At 69.9% G+C, this 19,602-nt stretch carries 15 protein-coding genes; 7 read left to right on the top strand and 8 right to left on the bottom strand.

The window, feature by feature from the left end; translation table 11 throughout:
• Positions 1 to 96: 96 nt before the first annotated feature.
• The 5 genes from ACFXKA_RS29830 to ACFXKA_RS29850 all read right to left on the bottom strand — a co-directional run bounded on the left by ACFXKA_RS29830 (position 97) and on the right by ACFXKA_RS29850 (position 8,462).
• Positions 97 to 1,455, bottom strand: coding sequence for a M1 family metallopeptidase (locus tag ACFXKA_RS29830; RefSeq protein ID WP_379429832.1), 1,359 nt, complete (start codon positions 1,453 to 1,455; stop codon positions 97 to 99).
• A complete protein-coding gene (locus tag ACFXKA_RS29835; protein ID WP_379429833.1) occupies positions 1,452 to 5,351 on the bottom strand; it encodes a Pls/PosA family non-ribosomal peptide synthetase in 3,900 nt (1,299 codons plus the stop codon). Before ACFXKA_RS29835 ends, ACFXKA_RS29830 begins: the two co-directional genes overlap by 4 nt.
• Before the next feature lie 164 nt (positions 5,352 to 5,515).
• Positions 5,516 to 6,460, bottom strand: coding sequence for an alpha/beta hydrolase family esterase (locus tag ACFXKA_RS29840; protein ID WP_379429834.1), 945 nt, complete (start codon positions 6,458 to 6,460; stop codon positions 5,516 to 5,518).
• 47 nt (positions 6,461 to 6,507) lie between these two features.
• Positions 6,508 to 7,044, bottom strand: coding sequence for a gluconokinase (locus ACFXKA_RS29845; RefSeq protein ID WP_354845415.1), 537 nt, complete (start codon positions 7,042 to 7,044; stop codon positions 6,508 to 6,510).
• A gap of 8 nt (positions 7,045 to 7,052) precedes the next feature.
• Positions 7,053 to 8,462, bottom strand: coding sequence for a GntP family permease (locus ACFXKA_RS29850; protein ID WP_379429835.1), 1,410 nt, complete (start codon positions 8,460 to 8,462; stop codon positions 7,053 to 7,055).
• A gap of 141 nt (positions 8,463 to 8,603) precedes the next feature.
• On the opposite strand from ACFXKA_RS29850, the gene ACFXKA_RS29855 reads away from it, so the two are divergent.
• On the top strand, positions 8,604 to 9,323 hold the full coding sequence (locus ACFXKA_RS29855; RefSeq protein ID WP_379429836.1) for a FadR/GntR family transcriptional regulator: 720 nt from the start codon (positions 8,604 to 8,606) through the stop codon (positions 9,321 to 9,323).
• Positions 9,324 to 9,369: 46 nt separating this feature from the next.
• Here the strand turns inward: ACFXKA_RS29855 and ACFXKA_RS29860 are convergent, their stop codons facing one another.
• On the bottom strand, positions 9,370 to 9,816 hold the full coding sequence (locus ACFXKA_RS29860) for a hypothetical protein (RefSeq protein WP_379429837.1): 447 nt from the start codon (positions 9,814 to 9,816) through the stop codon (positions 9,370 to 9,372).
• Positions 9,817 to 10,067: 251 nt separating this feature from the next.
• On the opposite strand from ACFXKA_RS29860, the gene ACFXKA_RS29865 reads away from it, so the two are divergent.
• The 3 genes from ACFXKA_RS29865 (at position 10,068) to ACFXKA_RS29875 (ending at position 14,203) form a co-directional block, all read left to right on the top strand.
• Positions 10,068 to 11,570 (top strand): serine/threonine-protein kinase, encoded by a 1,503-nt coding sequence (locus ACFXKA_RS29865; protein ID WP_379429838.1) that lies wholly within the window; start codon positions 10,068 to 10,070, stop codon positions 11,568 to 11,570.
• Positions 11,571 to 11,787: 217 nt separating this feature from the next.
• Positions 11,788 to 12,963: a cytochrome P450 gene (locus ACFXKA_RS29870; protein WP_379429874.1), complete on the top strand. Its 1,176-nt coding sequence runs from the start codon at positions 11,788 to 11,790 to the stop codon at positions 12,961 to 12,963.
• Between the two features lie 10 nt (positions 12,964 to 12,973).
• Positions 12,974 to 14,203: a cytochrome P450 gene (locus ACFXKA_RS29875; protein ID WP_379429839.1), complete on the top strand. Its 1,230-nt coding sequence runs from the start codon at positions 12,974 to 12,976 to the stop codon at positions 14,201 to 14,203.
• 94 nt (positions 14,204 to 14,297) lie between these two features.
• On the opposite strand, the gene ACFXKA_RS29880 is transcribed toward ACFXKA_RS29875, so the two are convergent.
• Positions 14,298 to 15,716 carry an amidase gene (locus tag ACFXKA_RS29880; RefSeq protein ID WP_379429840.1) on the bottom strand — a complete coding sequence of 473 codons (1,419 nt, stop codon included), beginning with the start codon at positions 15,714 to 15,716 and terminating at the stop codon, positions 14,298 to 14,300.
• A 263-nt stretch (positions 15,717 to 15,979) separates the two neighbouring features.
• Here ACFXKA_RS29880 and ACFXKA_RS29885 point away from each other — a divergent pair, with 263 nt between their 5' ends.
• Together ACFXKA_RS29885 and ACFXKA_RS29890 are read left to right on the top strand one after the other, a co-directional pair.
• Positions 15,980 to 16,387: a hypothetical protein gene (locus ACFXKA_RS29885; RefSeq protein ID WP_379429841.1), complete on the top strand. Its 408-nt coding sequence runs from the start codon at positions 15,980 to 15,982 to the stop codon at positions 16,385 to 16,387.
• Between the two features lie 213 nt (positions 16,388 to 16,600).
• A complete protein-coding gene (locus ACFXKA_RS29890) occupies positions 16,601 to 17,626 on the top strand; it encodes an alpha/beta hydrolase (protein WP_379429842.1) in 1,026 nt (341 codons plus the stop codon).
• 10 nt (positions 17,627 to 17,636) lie between these two features.
• Here the strand turns inward: ACFXKA_RS29890 and ACFXKA_RS29895 are convergent, their stop codons facing one another.
• Positions 17,637 to 18,161 (bottom strand): PadR family transcriptional regulator, encoded by a 525-nt coding sequence (locus ACFXKA_RS29895; protein WP_379429843.1) that lies wholly within the window; start codon positions 18,159 to 18,161, stop codon positions 17,637 to 17,639.
• Between the two features lie 118 nt (positions 18,162 to 18,279).
• On the opposite strand from ACFXKA_RS29895, the gene ACFXKA_RS29900 reads away from it, so the two are divergent.
• On the top strand, positions 18,280 to 19,584 hold the full coding sequence (locus tag ACFXKA_RS29900) for a carotenoid oxygenase family protein (protein ID WP_379429844.1): 1,305 nt from the start codon (positions 18,280 to 18,282) through the stop codon (positions 19,582 to 19,584).
• Positions 19,585 to 19,602 lie beyond the last annotated feature (18 nt).

Consider the following 19,602-nt stretch of genomic DNA (forward strand, 5'->3'; position numbering starts at 1 on the left):
GCTGCTTGGAAGTTCGTAGCGATCTACGACGCTGATGTGACCGTGCGTTTGTCCGGGCCCGGCACATCCATGATCAACAACGTGTTCGCTGGGAGTCTACCCGGTATCGGAAGTGGCCCCGAACGCGGGGAGCGCGGGTAATTGGGGCAGGGGCCGGGCGTGCAGCCAGCTGTCCCAGAGTGATCGCAGTGACCTGGTGCTGTAATGCCCTGCCAGATCGGTGAATTCCTCGGTGGTGATCGAGGCGTGGCGGTACCGCGCGGTCCACTCGCGCAGCAGATCGAAGAAGACGGGATCACCGAGTGTGAGCCGCAACGCATGCAGTGTGAGCGCACCGCGCTTGTACACCCGGTCGTCGAACATGTGGTCCGGTCCGGGGTCGGCGAGCAGGAGGTCCTGCGGCAGTCGCGCCAGATTCCGGTGTGCGGTGCGCGCCAGCTGGTCCGCGCTCGGCCCGCCGGCCGCCTCCGACCAGATCCATTCCGCGTAACAGGCGAAGCCTTCGTGCAGCCAGATGTCGCGCCAGCGTGCGATGGTCAGGCTGTTGCCGAACCACTGGTGGGCCAGCTCGTGCGCGACCAGCCGCTCGTAGCCGCGCCGCCCGTCGCAGTGGTTCGCCCCGAAGACCGAAATACCCTGCGCCTCAATGGGAATCTCGAGTTCGTCATCGGTGACCACCACCGTGTACGCCTCGAACGGGTACGGCCCGAACTTCTCGGCGAAGACCTCCATCATGCGCGGCTGCCGCGCGAAGTCGTGCTCGAAGGCGGCGCGCAGCCGCGGCGGCAGCACCGCCTGCATGGGCACCGCGCCGCGCGGCGCGTCGACCCGCTGCTTGCGGTACTGGCCGATCTGGATGGTGGCCAGGTACGTGGACATCGGCTCGGGCTGCTCGTACACCCAGGTGGTCTGGCTGGCCTTGGTCTGCTTGCGCACCAGGGTGCCATTGGCCTGCGCGTAGTACGGCGAGTCGGTGGTGATCGAAATCCGGTAGCTGGCCTTGGAACTCGGGTGATCGTCACATGGGAACCAGGAGGCCGCGCCATTGGGCTGGCTGGCCACCAGCACGCCGTCGGTGAGCTCCTCCCACCCGACCTCGCCCCACGGGCCGCGCAGCGGCCGAGGCGGGCCCGCGTACTGCACGGTGAGCGCCAGCACCCCGCCCGCCGGAATCCGCTGCCGCGGCGTGATCACCAATTTGCCGCGCTGATGGGTGAATTTGGCGGGCTTGGCCCCGTTCACGAACACCTTGGACACCGCCAGCGCCTGAGACAGGTCCAGCGCGAACCGATCTCGCACGCCGGTGGTGACCGCGGTGATGTCGGCGCGCCCGGCCAGCCGGTTACTGGCGACCTTGTACACCAGCTCCAGCTCGTAGCGGGAGACCCGGTAGCCGCGATTCCCGTTCTGCGGCAGGTAATCGTCGATGGGCTGGTCGAGCCGGTCGGGCATCATCGACCGCCCTCCGGCCAGGGCGCGATGGGGTTGCCCCACCAGCGCGTGGACGGCGGCACGCTGTCGCCGCGCATGACCAGCGAGGCCGGTCCGATGGTCGCGCCCGCGCCGATCACGCTGGCGGGCAGGGCGACACAGTGCGGTCCGAGAGTGGCGCCCGCACCGAGGGTGACGGTGTCCACGGCCATGATGCGGTCGTGGAACAGATGGGTCTGCACCACGCAGCCGCGTTCCACGGTCGCGCCGTCACCGAGTGTCACCAGGTCAGCCTCCGGAAGCCAATAGGATTCGCACCATACCCCGCGGCCGATGGTGGCGCCGAGTCCACGCAACCAGACATTCAGCACGGGCGTACCGGTCGCGGCGCGCGCGAACCACGGTGCGGCGACATGCTCCACGAAGGTGTCGGCAACCTCGTTGCGCCACACGAACGAACTCCACAGCGGATGCTCCTCGGTGCGAATCCGGCCCACCAGCAGCCATTTCGCGAGCACCGAAGCCACGCCGGCCGCCGCGCCCGCCGCCAGCAGCACCACACCGCTGAGCAATGCGGCGGGCAGGTGGCCGAGGGTCTGGGCCAGCCAGGCCAGGGCGAACAACACGCCCAGGCCGATCGCGAAGGTCACGAACACCGGGATCAACCGGCAGGTCTCGACCACCGCGCGAGCCACGCGCAGCCGGAACGGCGGATCGAAGGTGCGTGCGGTGTCACCGGATTCGGCGGCGCGGCGCAGGCGGGTCGGCGGGCTGCCCAGCCACGACGAACCGGCCTTCGCCTTGGACGGCGCGGCCGACAGCACGGCGACCAGGCCGTTCTTGGGTACCCGCCGCCCGGGCGCGGTCATGCCGGAGTTGCCGAGGAAGGCGCGCTTGCCGACCTTGGCCTCGCCGATGCGCAGCCAGCCGCCGCCGAGTTCGTAACTGGCGACCATGGTGTCGTCGGCCAGGAACGCGCCGTCGGCGACCACGGTGAACTTCGGCAGCAGCAGGACCGTCGAAACCTCCACGCGCTTGCCGACCTTCGCGCCCAGCAGGCGCAGCCACACCGGAGTCAGCAGGCTGGCGTAGAGCGGGAACAGGAAGGTGCGCGCGGAATCCAGCAGCCGTTCGGTGGCCCACGCCTGCCAGCCCTGGCGGCTGCGCACGGGGTGGTGGCCCTCGGTCAGCCCGATGCCGAGCAGCCGCACGGCCACGATGGTGACCGCCGCGTACACGCCCAGCACCAGCAGCATGGCCACCGGCAGGACGGCGAAGGCACGCTCGAATCCGGCTGCCAGCGTCCGGGTGTCGCGAATCCACCAGGCGATCAGCAGACCCCCCGTGCCCAGCGCGAAGACCGGCACCGCGGCCAGCACCATGGAGGTGATGCCGAAGATCGCCACCCAGTGCGCGGCCCGTGCGGGCGTCTCGTCGGGCCAGCGATGCTGTGCCCGGCCGACTTTCACGGCGGGGGAGCCCGCCCACTCCTGTTCGGCCTTCACCTTGCCCGACACCGAGGAGCCGGGCGCGATCTCGGCATTGCGTCCGATCCTGGTGCCGGGCAGCAGGATCGAGCGGGCGCCGACCACCGCGCCCGGCCCGATCTCGATCGGGCCGATGTGCACGAGATCGCCGTCGATCCAGAAGCCGGACAGGTCCACCTCGGGTTCGACGCTGCAGCCGTCACCCAGCTCCAGCATGCCGGTGACCGGCGGCAGCGTGTGCAGGTCGACGCCCCGGCCCACCTTCGCGCCCAGCGCCCGAGCGAACGGCACCATCCACGGTGCGCCCGACAGGTTCTCGGCGCCGCTGGCCTCGGACAGTCGCACGGCCGTCCACAGCCGCAGGTGCACCTGCCCGCCACGGGGGTAGGTGCCCGCGCGCACGCCGCGCAGCAGCAGCCGGGAACCGGCCACGCACAGCGCCATCCGCCCGGGCGGGGAGATGAAGAGCAGGAACGCCACCAGCATCCACCACCACGACAGGTGCGGCAGCCACGGCAGCGACCCCGACCAGGCGGCGACATTGCCGACGATCGCCAGCCAGGTCAGCCATTGCAGACCGGTCAGGGTGGTGAGCGGAATCGTCGCCAGCACCTGGAACAGCTGCGCCGACCGGGGTACCGGCCGGACCAGTCGCTCCTCGACCGCCGCGGTCGGGGCGAAGCCGTCGAGCAGGGCGGCCAGGGCGCCCAGCCGCGGATGGTCGTAGAGGTCCGCGACGGCGATGCGCGGCTGCCGTTCCCGCAGCGCCGTCACCAGCTGGGCGGCCGCCAGCGAGCCGCCGCCCAGATCGAAGAAGTCGGCGTCCGGGTCGGTGACCTCCGCGCCGAGAATCGAATCCCACAGTCCCGCGACCCACCGCTCGGTCTCCGACAGACCGCTCTCGGGAGTGGCGGCGATGGCCTTGGGCAGCGGCCAGGGCAGCGCGTCGCGGTCGACCTTGCCGGAGGTACGGGCGGGCAGTTCCCCGACCACGGCCAGTCGCGGCACCAGCGGGGCCGGAAGCTGTTCGGCGAGAATGGTTCTCGCGGCGGTGAGGTCGTAATCGGCGCCGGGTCCGGTCAGGTAGCCGACCAGGATCTTGTTGCCCGCCTTGGTGGTCCGGATCGCGGCCGCCGCGCCCGTCACACCCGGCAGATGCTGCAGCGCGTTGTCGATCTCGCCGAGCTCGATGCGGCGGCCACCCAGTTTGATCTGATCATCGGCCCGGCCCAGGAAGACCAGTCCCTCGCGATCGTTGCGCACCAGATCGCCACTGCGGTAGGCGCGCTCCCAGCCGACCGACGGCAGCGGCGCGTACTTCTCGGCATCCTTGGCCGGGTCGAGATAGCGCGCCAGCCCGACGCCGCCGATGACCAGCTCACCGGATTCGCCCTCGCCCACCGGATCTCCGGCCGCGTCGACGACGGTCAGGTCCCAGCCGTCCAGCGGCAGCCCGATCCGGATGGGGAAGCCGCCGTCCAGCAGCGCGGCGCAGGCCACCACGGTGGCCTCGGTGGGGCCGTAGGTATTCCACACCTCACGCTCGGAATCCTGGTTGCCGGCAAGCCGTTCGGCCAGCTCGGGCGGCACCGCCTCACCGCCGAAGATGAGCAGTCGCACGGGTTCGAGCGCCTCGGCCGGCCAGGTGGCCGCCAGCGTGGGCACGGTCGAGACGATGCTGATCTCCCGGCGGACCAGCCACGGCCCCAGATCGGCGCCGGTCCGCACCAGCGCGCGCGGCGCCGGGACCAGGCAGGCCCCGTGCCGCCACGCCAGCCACATCTCCTCGCACGAGGCGTCGAAGGCGACCGACAGTCCGGCCAGCACCCGATCCCCGGGCCCGATCGGCGCGTCCTGGAGGAACAGCCGCGCCTCGGCATCGACGAACGCCGCGGCATTGCGATGGGTCACCGCAACACCTTTCGGTGTGCCGGTGGAGCCGGAGGTGAAGATGATCCACGCGTCGTCGGCGGGCGTCGGCACGGCCGTCGACGTCACCCGGTCGCCGGATTCCCTTGCCACTCCGGTGGATTCGATCCCGGCCGCGGTCACGATGGCCGAGACCCGGGCCTCCCCGAACACCAGCCGCGCGCGTTCGTCGGGATCATCGGCGTCCACCGGCACGTACGCGGCTCCGGCGTGCAGGACCGCCAGGATCGTGATGTACAGCCCGCGCGTGCCGGACGGCATCCGCACCCCGACCCGGTCGCCCGCCCGCACCCCGGCCGCGGCCAGGCGCTCGACCTCGAGCGCGATCTCCGCGAGCAGCTCCGCGTATCCGAGTTCCACCTCACCGTCGTCGAGGGCGGGTGCGTCGGGGTACGCCGCGGCGGTGGCGGCGAGAATATCGACCAGTGTGCGGGCCGGCGGTGCGAGGGCGGCCCGCAGCATCGGGGTCGCGACTATCTCGGTATCGGCCTGCTGTTGCGGCATTAGGTGCTGCCCACCTCTCGTGGAACCATCCGGCGCTTGTGCGTTGGTTGTTTCATACGAGAGTTACCGACAGGCAAACTGTGAGGCGGCCATTGGTCCACGGTACCGGTATGTCCTGGTCGTCCCGTGTTCACCTGGCTGCTACACGTGGATTCACCGGGCGGCTAGGCGTGGTACTGGGCGAAGAACTGCCAGATCACGTCGGTGGCGTCGAACTGGTGGGTGACCTTGCCGACAATCACCTGCGGCAGGTATTGCGGGCCGTCCGGCCAGGTGTGGCCGCCCTCGGCGATCGAATAGAGCTCGACCTCGGCGCCGTTCGCGCAGTCGGAGGACTGGACGGTCACGGTGGTGCCGTCGTCGGTGCGCTGCGGGAGCGTCGTCGTGGTGGCCGCGCCGCAGGAGTTCTTCTCCCGCCACAGCTGCTGGGTGGCGTCGACCGAGAGCACCGGGCTCGAGCCCGCGCCGTGGTGGCCGGAGGTGACGCGCACGACACCGCCGCCATAGGGGACGATCGGGTCGGAGGTGCCATGGATCTCCAGGACCGGCAGAGAATGGGTTGGGGTGCAAGCGGATACGTCGGCCTGCGGGAGCGGGCCCGCCACCGGGGCGATGGCCGCCAGCTTCCCGGACAGGCGGCAGCCGAGGTCCTCGGTGAACATGCCGCCATTGGACATGCCGGTGGCGTAGACGCGGGTGGGGTCCACGGAGTCGTTCGCGATGATCCGGTCGATCACGGCCGCAACGAAACCCACGTCGTCGATATTCGCGGCGCTGGCATTGGTGTCGTCGCCACGGCCGTCGTTCCAGGACTTCTCGTAGCCGTTCGGGTAGACGGCGATGAAACCATCGGCGTCGGAGGCCTTGTCGAAGCCGAACGAACCGGCCATGTTCTCGGCATTGCCGCCGCCACCGTGGAAGGCGAGCACGGCCGGCAGCAGGCCCTGCGGGCGGTTGGCGGGGTAGTGGACGATGTATTGCCGCTGCAGTCCACCGTATTCGAGGGTGACGGTGGTGTCGCCGGCGGCGCGGGCCTGCGGGTGCCCGCACCCGGCGGCCATGAAGGCGGTGGACAGCAGGATCGCTGCGGCGAATCTCGGTGCGTTCACGCGAGTGATCGTAGAGAGCCGGCCTGAAGCTGAGCTGAAGCTTTGTGTCAGCTGTGAGCCCGGATGGCGGCCAGTGCCGCGGCGGCGACTTCGCGTGGGGGAGCGCCGATTTCGATGCTGAGAATATGCTCGTCGGGACCCGGCGCCTCCAGGGTGCCGAGCTGGGAATCGAGCAGGCCCGGCGGCATGAAATGGTCCATGCGCGCGGTGAGGCGGCGCTGCAACTCGTCCCGGGATCCCGTGAGATGCACGAAGGTCAGCACCGCGCCGGGGTGTCCGGCGAGGCTGCGGCGCAGCACGTCCCGGTAGGAACGCTTCAAGGCCGAGCAGGTCACGACGGCCGAGCGGCCCGCCGTGAACTCGTCGGACATCCAGGCCGCGATGGCCTCCAGCCACGGCTCCCGATCGGCGTCGGTGAGGGCGTGGCCCGCGGCCATCTTCGCGATATTGGCGGGCGGATGCAGGTCGTCGCCTTCCAGGAGATCCCAGCCCAGGCTGCTGACCAGCATGCCCGCGACCGTGGATTTCCCGGATCCGGAGACGCCCATGAGCACCACGATCTGCGGTCGCGCGGGGGTTGCCATCGCTGCTCCTAGACGACCGCGCTCAGGGCGAGCACGCCCGCCAGCCCGGCCAGTGAGATCACGCATTCCATCAGGCTCCACGACTTCAGCGTCTGCACGACGTCCAGGCGCAGATACTCCTTGACCATCCAGAACCCGGCGTCGTTGACGTGCGACAGGAACAGCGAGCCCGAGCCGATCGCCAGCACCATGAGTGACACGTGGGAGGTGGTGAGCCCGGCCGCGACCGGAGCGAGAATGCCCGACGCCGTCACCGTCGCGACGGTGGCCGACCCGGTGGCGACCCGGATCAGCGCGGCCACGAACCAGGCCAGCAGCAGCACCGGCAGGCTGCTGTCGCGAATCGCGTCGGCAATGGTGCCGGCGATGCCGGTGTCGACCAGCACCTGTTTGAAGCCACCGCCCGCGCCGACGATCAGCAGAATGCCCGCGACCGGCGGCAGCGCGCTGTTCATGGTGTCGGCCAGGGCGTCCCGCGTCATGCGGCCGCCACGGCCGAGCACGATCATGCCCACGATCAGCGCGATACCCAGTGCGACGACCGGCGTGCCGAGCACATCCAGGACCTTCTTCACCTGGGATCCGGACTTCGGCGACACCACGTCGAAGACCGCGCTGCCCAGCATCAGCACGACCGGCAGCAGGATGGCCGCCAGCGTGGCGGTGAAGCTCGGCCGCGGCCCCTTCTCCGCAGCGGGCTGCTCGGCGGGCTCACCGGTCGAGAACAGTTCCGGGACCGGCACATTCACCCAGCGCGCGGCCAGCTTCCCGAACAGCGGCCCCGCGATGATCACCGTCGGCACCGCGACCAGCACACCCAGGCCCAGCGTCAGTCCGAGATCGGCTTTCAGCGCCGCCACCGCGACCAGCGGACCCGGGTGCGGCGGCACCAGCCCGTGCATGGCCGACAGGCCCGCCAGCGCCGGAATCGCCACCGCCATCAGGGGAAGTCGCGACCGGTTGGCGACCAGCAGGATGACCGGCATCAGCAACACCACGCCGATCTCGAAGAACATGGGCAGGCCGATGATCGCGCCCACCAGGCCCATCACCCATGGCAGCGCCCGCGGCCCGGCCCGGTTCACCAGGGTGTCGACCACCTGATCCGCGCCGCCGGAATCGGCGAGCAGCTTGCCGAACATGGCGCCGAAGCCGATCAGGATGCCGACGCTGCCCATGGTCGAGCCGAAGCCCTTGACGAAGGAGGCCACGGTGTCGGCCGCGCCCAGCCGGGCGACGAGCCCGACCGCGACCGCGCCGATGGCCAGCGCCAGGAACGGATGCATTTTCAGCCAGGTGATCAGGCCGACGATGAGCGCGACACCGAGCACGGCCGCGGTGATGAGCTGGGCGCTGCCGGTGTGCCGGGTGGCCGCGTCGGCCAGGTTCGCGACAGCGAGGGGTTCGAGGTTGGGCATGACGCTTCTTCGAGTCGAGGTGGAGTGATCCAGGGCACAGAGCCCAATATGGAGGACTATATCAAGCAGTTCCGCAAATAAGTACTACGTATTCTTCTTTGGATGCCGATAGATATGCCTCGGATGTGTGACACTGAAGCCATGGTCGACCGCGCCGAGTCCTTGCCCCTGCACGAGTCGGTGCTGGATCGGCTCGGTGCCGACATCGCCTCCGGTGGCATCGCGCCCGGCACGCGCATCTCCTCCGACGAGATCGCCACCCGCTTCGACGTCTCCCGCACCGTCGCCCGCGAGGTCGTGCGCGTGCTGGAATCCCTGGGCATGGTCAGCATCCGCCGGCGCGCGGGCATCACCGTCCTGGACCCCGCGCACTGGCATGCGCTGGACCCCAAGCTGATCCGCTGGCAACTCGCCGGCCCCCACCGCTTCGCCCAGCTGGCGTGGCTGGCCGAACTCCGTTCCGGCATCGAACCACTGGCCGCGCGCGGGGCCGCCGCGCACGCGACGCCGGAGCAGTGCGCGGCCCTGACCGCGGCGGTCATGGGTATGTCGGCCACGGCCCGCGCCGCCAACACCGCCGCCTATCTCGACCACGACATCGCCTTCCACGCCACCCTGCTGGCCGCGTCCGGCAATCCGCTGCTACAGGTCTTCGCCCCGATCATTCGCGAAGTCCTCACCGGCAGAACCGAACACGAGCTCATGCCGGCGCAGGCCAATCCGCAGGCCCTGCAGCTGCACGCCGCCGTCGCCGCGGCGATCCAGTCCGGTGACGGCCCCGGCGCCGAATCCGCCATGCGCGAGATCGTGTCCGAATCCGCCACCGCGATCGCCTGCCTGCGGCCGGCGACGTCCGAATAGCGCTGCGGCCAGGGCACAGCGCTCGCGCAGGGCGTACAGCGCTCGCTCAGGGCACGATCAGATACCACTCCGCCCACGGGCCCTGCAGCGGCCAGCTGTTGGCGAACAGCTTGGCCAGTCCCATCCCGACCCACAGGTCGACCGTCTGGGTCTCGCCCGGACCAGCGCCGGTGCGGACATACACATCCCGCGAGCCGCCGCCCGCGGACCCCAGCCAGCCCAGCACGATGTGATTGCCGCACGGCCCACCCAGATACCCCAGCGGTGTCACGTGCGCGGTCACATGGCCGGGCATGCCGTGCGCGGCCTCCAGGCCCACCGCGATCTGTCCCGCACAGAAATTCGCGTCCCCGAAGGTGAACACCGTGGTGCCGAAGGGCGCCCACTGCGGCAGCCAATCCGCCTGCGCCGGGGCCGCGCCCACGCCGCCGATGCCCAACGCGAGCCCGGCGGCCGCGATCACCCCCGCCAGCATCCGTACAGTCCTCATCATCGGATGTCCTTCCGGCCGGCCGAATTCCACGACCGCACAGCCCGGCTCCTGCCATCCGGCCCGAGACGACCCCCGGCGACTCGCCCCGTTGCGCGCGGAAGCCGTTCCCCTCCAGCGTATCCAACCCGCACACCCCGTTCACCCCCGTTTCGTGCCGGATGCCGGGCCGCGGAACCGGGTGGGGCGGGGCGGCGGACTCGGCCCCGGGTGCCCGGTATTGTCTGCGGTGCACGTGGATCGGGAGGATTTGGTTGGCTGAGCAGCTCCGGACCGGCGTGGTCTTCGCCGGATATCGGGTCGAGCGACTACTGGGTGCCGGTGGGATGGGCGAGGTGTATCTGGCCCACGATCGGGACCTACCCAGGTTCGTCGCATTGAAGCTGCTCAATCGCGTGGCCAGCGATGACGACGAGACCCGGCAGCGTTTCCTGCGGGAGGCGAACATCATTGCCCGGCTGTCGCATCCGAACATCGTCACCATCTACGCTCGCGGCGAGGAACAGGGACAGCTGTGGCTGGCCATGGCCTACGTCGACGGCTCCGATCTCGCCGCGGAACTGCTGGACGGGCCCCTGGAGCCCGCCCGCGCCGCCGCCATCACCGCCGACCTGGCACGCGCCCTGGACTATGCCCACGAGGCGGGCGTGCTGCACCGCGACGTCAAGCCCGCCAATGTGCTGCTGACCGCCCAGCCGCGAGAGTGGGCGCTGCTCACCGACTTCGGCATCGCCGAGTCCCGGCACGAGGTGCGCGGCATCACCGAGAACGGTGAGGTGGTGGCCAGTTTCCAGTACACCGCGCCGGAGCGTTTCAGTGGCGAGGCCCGGGTCGACCGTCGCGCCGACGTCTACTCCCTCGGCTGCACGCTGTTCGAAATGCTCACCGGCGCACCGCCGTTCGCCGACACGGATCTGCCGCGGCTGATCTACCGGCACGTCCGGGCGCCGGTGCCCTCGGTGCGGGAACGGAATCCGGCGCTGCCCGCCGCCCTGGATCCGGTGCTGGCCCGGGCGATGGCGAAGAATCCCCGGGCCCGCTTCGCCACCTGCACCGAACTGTCGGTCGCGGTGAGCGAGGCGATCGAGGGCGCGCGGCCTCGGACACCGGCGCCGCCGCCTCGGGAGACGCACAGCCACAAGGCGACTCCATCGTCGCGCCAGTGGACGCGCTCGCGCACCCTGCTGGTGTTCCTGGCCGTGGCGCTGCTGGCCGGAGCGGCGGTCGCCGCCGTCGGAATCCTGACCACGCTCGCCGACTCCAGCCCGCGCAGTGCGGCCGGGGCCCCGACCAGCTCCACGGCGGCAGCACCCACCCGCCGCAGCACGAGCGTCGTCCCCACCTCGATCACCACCTCCGCGGGCGCGGCCGCGGCCGCCGACGGCTGCCAGTCCCGCCGCACCCCCGACGGGGTGACCGGCACCGATCCCGGCGGCATCGCCAGCGGCCCCGATGCCGTCCTCGCCTTCGAGTACGCCTACTACGTGCTCCGCTCCGGCAGCGTCGCACGGGAATTCGTGGCCGAGGACGCGGCGAATGTCGCGGACGCCGCCAAGATCCAGAGCGGCATCGACTCGCTGCCCATCGGCACCCGCTACTGCGTGCAGGTCAGCCGGATCGCCGCCGCCGACGACGACCACTGGGCGGTGAAGGTCGCCCAGCAGCGTCCCGGCGAACTGCAGGACGTCTTCACCCAGACAGTCACCACCCGCACCGTCGGCAGCCGCACGCTCATCACCTCGATTGTCGAGGAGTAGGACCGGTGGTTGCCGTTTCACAAAAGGGGTGGGTGTGCTGCGAGGCTGCTAGGGTTCGAAGCGTTGACTCGACGGGGACGACCCGGTGGGTCCGGTGAAAGTCGTTCGTCGGTAGGGAGTTTCGGACTTGGAGTCGACAGGATCGTGGGGCGTGGTCTCGGGAGCTGGGGGATGCCCGGTGCGCGGAGGATCGCCGGTCGGAGTGGCAGAGCCCCGGATGCTGTTGGGAACACCGGAATTCGCGGCCGATCCGCATCGCGCCTATCGCGAGATGCGTCGGAAGCACGGCTCCATGGTGCCCATCGAGCTGGCGCCCGGCGTGCCCGCGACGCTGGTGGTGAGCTATCGGACCGCGCTGCGAATCCTCAATGATCCCGAGCACTTTCCGGCCGATCCGCGGGTCTGGCAGGAGGGCATCCCCGAGGATTCGCCCATCCGGCCGATGATGCAGTGGTACCCCAACGCGCTGCGCAACGCGGGCGCCGAGCACACCCGCTACCGGCAGGCCTACACCGCCGGTATCGACGGGATCGACCTGCACGCCGTGCATTCCACGGTCGAGGAGATCGCGGGCCGGCTCATCGCGGGCCTGGCCGTCGAGGGCGGCGCGGACCTGGTGTCGCAGTATGCGCTGCCACTGGTGTTCGAGGTGCTCAACCAATTGGTCGGCTGCCCAGCGGATATCGGCCAGCGGGTCGCCACCGGCATGGCCGCGCTGTTCGACACCGTCAATGCCGCGTGGGGCATGCAGACCCTGGCCGAGGCGCTCATGGAGCTCATCGCCATGCGCCGCGCCGAGCCCGGCGACGACGTCACCTCGCGCATGGCCCATCACTCGTCCGCGCTGAACGACGAGGAGATGCTGTACCAGCTGGTCAGCTTCTACGGCGCGGGCCTCGAGCCCATGCAGAACCTGATCAGTAACACCCTGCTGCTCATGCTCACCGACGACCGTTTCGGCGGAGACATGCTGGGCGGCAGCCTATCCACCCGCGACGCGCTCGACGAGGTGCTCTTCAACGACCCGCCGATGGCCAACTTCTCCATCAGCTATCCGCGTCAGCCCATCCTCATCGACACCACCTGGCTGCCCGCCCATCAGCCGGTCCTGATCAGCCTCGCCGCCTGCAACAACGATCCCGAGATCGCGGGCGGCGACCGCACCGGCAACCGGTCGCACCTGGCCTGGAGCGCGGGCCCGCACGCCTGCCCCGCCCGATCGGTGGCCTACCTGGTCGCGCAGACCGCCATCGACCAGTTGCTGGACGCGGTGCCGGACCTGACGTTGGCCGTCCCGAAACACGACATCTCCTGGCGACCCGGCCCGTTCCACCGCGCCATGGTGGCACTGCCGGTCGAATTCCCGATCAGTCCCGCGCTGCGCGCGGTGTAAGGAGCGCTCCATGTCCCAGAGCCCGATCGTGCTGGATGTCACCGGCACCGACATCCAGGGCGAATCCGCCCGGATTCGCGAGCAGGGCCCGATCACGCTGGTCGAGCTGCCCGGCGGCGTGACGGCGTGGTCGGTCACCGACCAGGCCGTGCTCAAGACCCTGCTGGCCGATGCCCGCGTCTCCAAGGATCCGCGCCAGCACTGGTCCGCGTTCATCAACGGCGAGATCACCGAGGCCTGGCCGCTGCTGCCCTGGGTGGCCGTGGAGAACATGTTCACCGCCTACGGCGCCGACCACCGCCGGCTGCGAAAGCTGGTGTCCCCGGCCTTCACCCACCGTCGCACCACCGCCATGCGCGAGCGCATCGTGGCCATCGTCGCCGAGCTGCTCGACGAGCTGGCCGCGCTCCCGGCGGGCTCGGTCGCCGACCTGCGCTCGCTCTACGCCTACCCGGTGCCGATCCGCGTGATCAGCGGCCTCATGGGGGTGCCCGAGCACCTCGACGCCGCCATCCACAAGTGCGTCGACGGCTTCTTCGACGGGTCCCTGTCCGCCGAGGAGTCCATGGCCAACTTCCTCGAAATGTACGAGCGCGTGGGCGAACTCGTCGCCTACCGCCGCGACAACCCGGGCGACGACATCACCAGCGCCATGATCGCCGCCCGCGACGACGAGGACGGCTCGCAGCTGGCCGACAAGGAACTCGTCGAAACCCTCATGCTCGTCATCAATGCCGGGCACGAGACCACCGTGAACCTGCTCGACCAGGCCATCGTCGCCCTGCTCACCCACCCGGAGCAGCTGGCCGCGGTCGTCGCCGAGCAGGCGTCGTGGAACGACGTCATCGAGGAGACCCTGCGGTTCCAGTCGCCGGTGGCGCACCTGCCGCTGCGATACGCGGTGGAGGACATCGAGATCGACGGCTTCACCATCCCCAAGGGCGAGGCCATTCTGGCCTCCTACGCGGGCGCCAGCCGCGACCCGCGGATCCACGGTGCGACCGCCGACAGCTTCGACATCCACCGCGACACCAAGGACCAGCACGTCGCCTTCGGCTACGGCGCCCACCACTGCCTGGGCGCCCCGCTGGCCCGGCTGGAGGCCGCCATCGCGCTGCCCGCCCTGTTCGAGCGCTTCCCGAACCTCCGGCTGGCCACGGACGCAACGGAATTGACCCCGCTGGGCAGCTTCATCTCCAACGGGCACACCAGCCTGCCGGTGCGGCTGGGCGGCGAGTAGTCACGACCGTTCGCGGGCCGGGTTCGCGCCCGGCCCGCGAGCGCGGCTCCGCGGCGGGGCTCGACACCGGCTCGGCCTCGGGCTTCGAGAGGAATCAGCCCGCGGCGATGGGCGGCCGTACGGTGCCGAATCCGGTGGCCTGCTCGAAGGCGTGCCCGACCTCCAGAACCAGGCGGTCGGCGCGATGCGGTCCGACGATCTGCAACCCCACCGGCAGCCATGCCGTGGTGAATCCGGCGGGCACCGACAGGGCCGGACATCCGGTGGCGCTGATGAAATACGCCGACCGCATCCAATCCAGATAGGTGTACATCGGCTCGCCGTCCACCGTGTCCGGATACTCCAGCTCCACATCGAACGGCGGTACCTGGCTCACCGGCAGCAGCAGCACGTCATAGCGTTCGAAGAACTCCCGCATCCGATGGAACAGCATCGTGTGCAGCACTTCGGCTTCGGCGATGTCGCGCCCGCTCAGCGCCAGCCCCTGCTCGATGTTCCACACCAGCGACGGCTTGACCCGATCCCGGTCCGCCAGTATCGGTTCCAGCGCCAGCGCGAACAGCCACGCGCGCAGCGTCCGGAAAACCTGTTCTGCCCCCGACAGATCCGGGCAGTCCTCGGTCACGACCGCACCGAGTTCGGCGAACACCCGGACCGCGGGTTCGAGCACGTCCCGCACCGCCCGATCGACCGGCACCGCGCCGCCCAGATCCGGCGACCACGCCACCCGCAGCCCGCGCAGATCCCGGTCCAGGGATCCGGTGAAGATCGAGCCGGGTTCGGCGATCGCGATGGGACTGCGCGGATCCGGGCCCGCCAGCACCGACAGCAGCAGCGCCGCATCGGCCACCGTGCGCGCCATCGGCCCCTGCACCGTCAGCGTCCCCCATGCGTACGGATCCGGCCAGGTCGGCACCCGGCCCGGCGACGGTCGGAAGCCCACCACATTGCAGAACGAGGCCGGATTGCGCAGCGACCCGCCCATATCGCTGCCGTCGGCCAGCGGCTGCAGACCGCACGCCAGCGCGGCCGCGGCGCCACCGCTGCTGCCGCCCGCCGACTTGCCGAGATCGTAGGGATTGCGGGTGGCGCCGAAGATCGGATTCACGGTGTGCGAGCCGGCTCCGAACTCCGGCACATTGGTCTTGCCCACGGTGATGACCCCGGCCGCGTGCAGCCGCTCGACCAGCAGCTCGTCGCGCTCGGGGATCTGCTGCGCCAGCAGCGGGCTGCCGTAGGTGGTGCGGATGCCCGCGGTGTCGTGGGTGTCCTTGTGCGCCATCGGAATTCCGTGCAGGGGACCGGGTTCGGCCCCGGCGGCCACCCGCTGGTCGGCGGCGCGGGCGGCGTCGAGCGCCTGCTCGCCGACCAGGGTGACGATGGCATTGACCTTGGGATTGATCCGCTCGATCCGATCCAGGTGGGCGCGTACCACCTCCACGGCCGAGATCTGGCGGGTGCGCAGCCAGCCGGCCAGCTCCCGCGCGGACGCGTAACAGATGTCGGAATCCACCGGCGCTCCTCATGATCCGGATGCGATTGCCTCGGCTCCCATAGTGACGCCCGCAGCCCGAATCCTCGACCCCTGTCGTGCACCCGGATGCCCGGCTCGATGGCTGCCGCGTGGTCGCGGGGTGGATGCGGGACCCGCGTGCGGTGTGGTTCTCCCGCTTCCCGGGGGCCGGGGGTTGGACGACGAAGCTTCGGCGCGATACTGGCTGTGCTCTTTCCGCGTGTGTTCAGTGATCCAGATCCGTCACACAGGAGGAACGAAACATGGTCATCATTCGGAACCATCACCGCTCCACCGTCACCGCCGCTGCCGTCGCGGCCCTGGGCGCGGGGGTGCTGCTCGCCGCGGCGCCCGCGCTGGCCGCCAACTCCATCACGGTCGAATCGGCGGGAGCCTCGTCGATCGGCATCGACTACATGTGCGAGGCGTCCGCGGGCGTCGCCGGCATCCTGGCCATGGTCGGCGATCCGAACGCGGACCGGCCGGCCGCCACCGGCCAGCAGGACTCGTTCACCTGCGACGGCTCCCAGCACGCCGCGACCATCGCGCTCACCCCGGTGACGGGGGAGACGCCGCTGGTAGCGGGCGCCCCCGTGCAGGTCCGGGTCGCGCTGGTCGATCAGAGCCAGACCGTCGTCTCCGGGACTGCGAGGTTGCTCACCCTCGGCTGAGCCTTCGGTGCGCAAGCTGTTTTCTGCCCGACAACATTCGGAAACCTGCCGTTAGAAAGCGGCTGCCAGACTCGCCGCCGCGCGCCCGATGAGCATCCCGTCGGGCCGCGGACGGCCGTCGCCGTCGGAGCAGAACAGTCGCCAGGTCAAGCGCGCCGGCGGCACGCGAGAACCAGGACCCCGGACGTGCGATACCGCTCGATGATTTGCAGCATGGCAGTAATGGCTGCGGCGGGGCTCGTCTCGCTGTCCTCGACACCCTTCGATCCGGTGGCGCGTGCCCAACCGGATGTGATGGCGCCCGCCGGTCCGGGGACCGGACCGGCGGCGCCGGACGGTTCGGCCATTGTCGGCAGCCGGCGCGTCGACGATCGGCACCTCGAACTCACCGTGCACTCCGCCGCCATGAACCTCGACTTTCCGGTGGATGTGCAGTTGCCGGCCGACCGGTCCGCACCCCGCCCAGTGCTCTACATGCTCAGCGGCGGCAGCGGCGGCAAGGGCGCGGCCTCCTGGGATCGCCGCACCAATGCCTTCGACTTCCTGGCCGACAAGGACGTCAATGTCGTGCAGCCCATCGGCGGCGCGGCGTCCTATTACGCCGATTGGCGGCAGCCGGATCCGCGGCTGGGCGTCATGAAGTGGTCGACCTACCTCACCGAGGAGCTGCCCCCGCTCATCGATGCCGCGCTGGGCACCAATGGCGTGAACGGTCTTGTCGGAGTATCGATGTCGGGGACGTCGGTCCTGCAGTTGCCGATCGCCAAACCCGGCCTGTACCGCTCGGTGGCGGCCTTCAGCGGCTGCGCGCGGATCGCCGATCCGGTGGGCGAGATGTATGTCCGGATCACGGTCGGGTTCGGCGGCGGCGACGCGGGCAATATGTACGGCCCGTCCGGCGACCCGATGTGGGCGGCCAACGACCCCTATCTGCACGCCGAGGCACTGCGCGGGCTCGACCTGTACCTGTCCAGCGGCAATGGCATGCCCGGGCCGCACGACAAGGCCGGGGACCGCCACTTCGCCGGTGCCGGAGACAGTCTCGCGAACCAGATCCTGGTGGGCGGCATTCTCGAGGCCGCTGTCGACCAGTGCACGCACGCCATGGCCGACCGGCTCGCCGACCTGGGCATCCCGGCCACCGTGGAACTGCACCCCTACGGCACCCACTCCTGGGGTTACTGGGACGACGAGCTGCCCGCTTCCTGGCCGGTGCTGGCCCACGGGCTCGGGTTGTAGCGCGAGCCGGTCAATTCTGTTCCGGCGGTAGCTGTTCCAGCGCCCATCGGGCCCAGTCCCGGTTCATGGCGGTGGCCCGGGCGCCGTATTCCAGCGCGAGGTGGCCGTATTGTGACAGGTTGCTGTCGGTCCAGTCGATGTTCTGCTCGAGTTCGCCCAGTTCGGCGTGGGCGTGTTCGGCGCGTTCCGCGATGCCGGCCAGGTAGGCGCGGGCCTGTTCGGGTGGCAGTATGCCGAGGAAGAACACGCGCAACAGCGTGTCATTGCGCGTCACCTGTTTCGGCCGGGTGCTGGTGAGCCAGGTGCGCAGGTCGTCGAGCCCGGCGTCGGTGATGGTGTATTCCTTGCGGCCGCGCGGGCCCTCGTCGCTGACGGCGATGAATCCGGTGTCGGCGAGTTTGGTGAGCTCGGTGTAGATCTGGCTCTGTGTCGCGGGCCAGACATTGGCCAGCGAGTGCTTGAAGGTCCGCAGCAGGTCGTAGCCGCTGGCGGGACCGTCGGACAGCAGCCCGAGCAGGGCGTACCGGAGACTCATGCGCTCATCTTACATTCCAGTATTGACATGTCGAGAATGGAGGCCCAAGCTTGGACATGTCAGAACTGGAATGTCGCGACGTCGAGGAGCCCGCTCCTTCGGCAGGCAGGTATCGAACATGACCACACCTCCCCACCTCACCGGCAACTACGCGCCCGTCGCCGACGAGCTCACCACCCTCGACCTGCCCTGCACCGGAACGATTCCCGAGGAACTCACCGGCTGGTACCTGCGCAACGGGCCCAACCCGCACGCGGCGGCCTCCAAACACTGGTTCCTCGGCGACGGCATGGTGCACGGCGTGCGGATCGAAGGCGGGCGCGCGGTCTCCTATCGCAATCGGTGGGTGCGCACCAGCACCTTCACCGACGGCGCCCGCGGCATCGACGAGCAGGGCCGGCGGGATTTCACCGCGGGCGTGGCGAACACGCACGTCATCCGGCACGCCGGACGCACGTTCGCGCTCGTCGAATCCTCGTTTCCCTGTGAATTGACCGCCGATCTGGACACTCTGGGTCCGCACGATTTCGACGGCAAGCTCACCACCGCCATGACCGCGCACCCGAAGACCTGCCCGGTCACCGGGGAGTTGCACTTCTTCGGCTACGACTTCTTCGAGCCCTACCTGACCTATCACCGCGCCGACGCGGCCGGCACACTCGAGCTCAGCCGCCAGATCGACGTCCCGGCCGCGACCATGCACCATGACTTCGCGCTCACCGCGAACCACGTCGTATTCATGGATCTGCCGGTGGTTTTCGACCTGCCGACCGCCATGACCGGTGCCGGCATGCCGTTCCGGTGGAACGACGACTACCAGGCCCGTCTCGGCATACTGCGCCGCGATGACCCGCACGGCGACGTGCGCTGGTTCGCCATCGAACCCTGCTATGTCTTCCACACCCTCAACGCGCACGAGGAAGGCGGCCGGATCATGCTGCACGCCATGCGCTATCGGAGCATGTGGCGCACCGACTCCCGCGACTTCGACGAGGGCGCGACCCTGTGGCGCTGGACCATCGACCTCGCCACCGGGGCGGTCCGCGAGGACCAAGTCGACGACCGCATCGCCGAATTCCCGCGCATCGACGACCGCCTCGCGGGCCTGAACGCCCGCCACGGCCACGTCTCGGTCTCCGACGGCGGCACCGGCGCGCTGCTCCGCTACGACCTCCACACCGGCTCGAGCACCGCCCACACCTTCGGCCCCGGCCGCCTCCCCGCCGAGGCATCCTTCGCCCCCGCCGACGAAACCCCGGGCGGCGCAGGCTATCTCATGTCCTACGTCTACGACTCCGCCGAGGACCGCAGCGACCTCATCATCCTCGACGCCACCGACCTGGCGGCCGCACCGGTGGCCACCATCCACCTGCCCCGCCGCATCCCGTACGGCTTCCACGGCAACTGGCTGCCCGACCACTGAGACACGGGAGTGGGCGAG

Source organism: Nocardia sp. NPDC059228, assembly GCF_042754245.1.
Lineage (GTDB): Bacteria > Actinomycetota > Actinomycetes > Mycobacteriales > Mycobacteriaceae > Nocardia.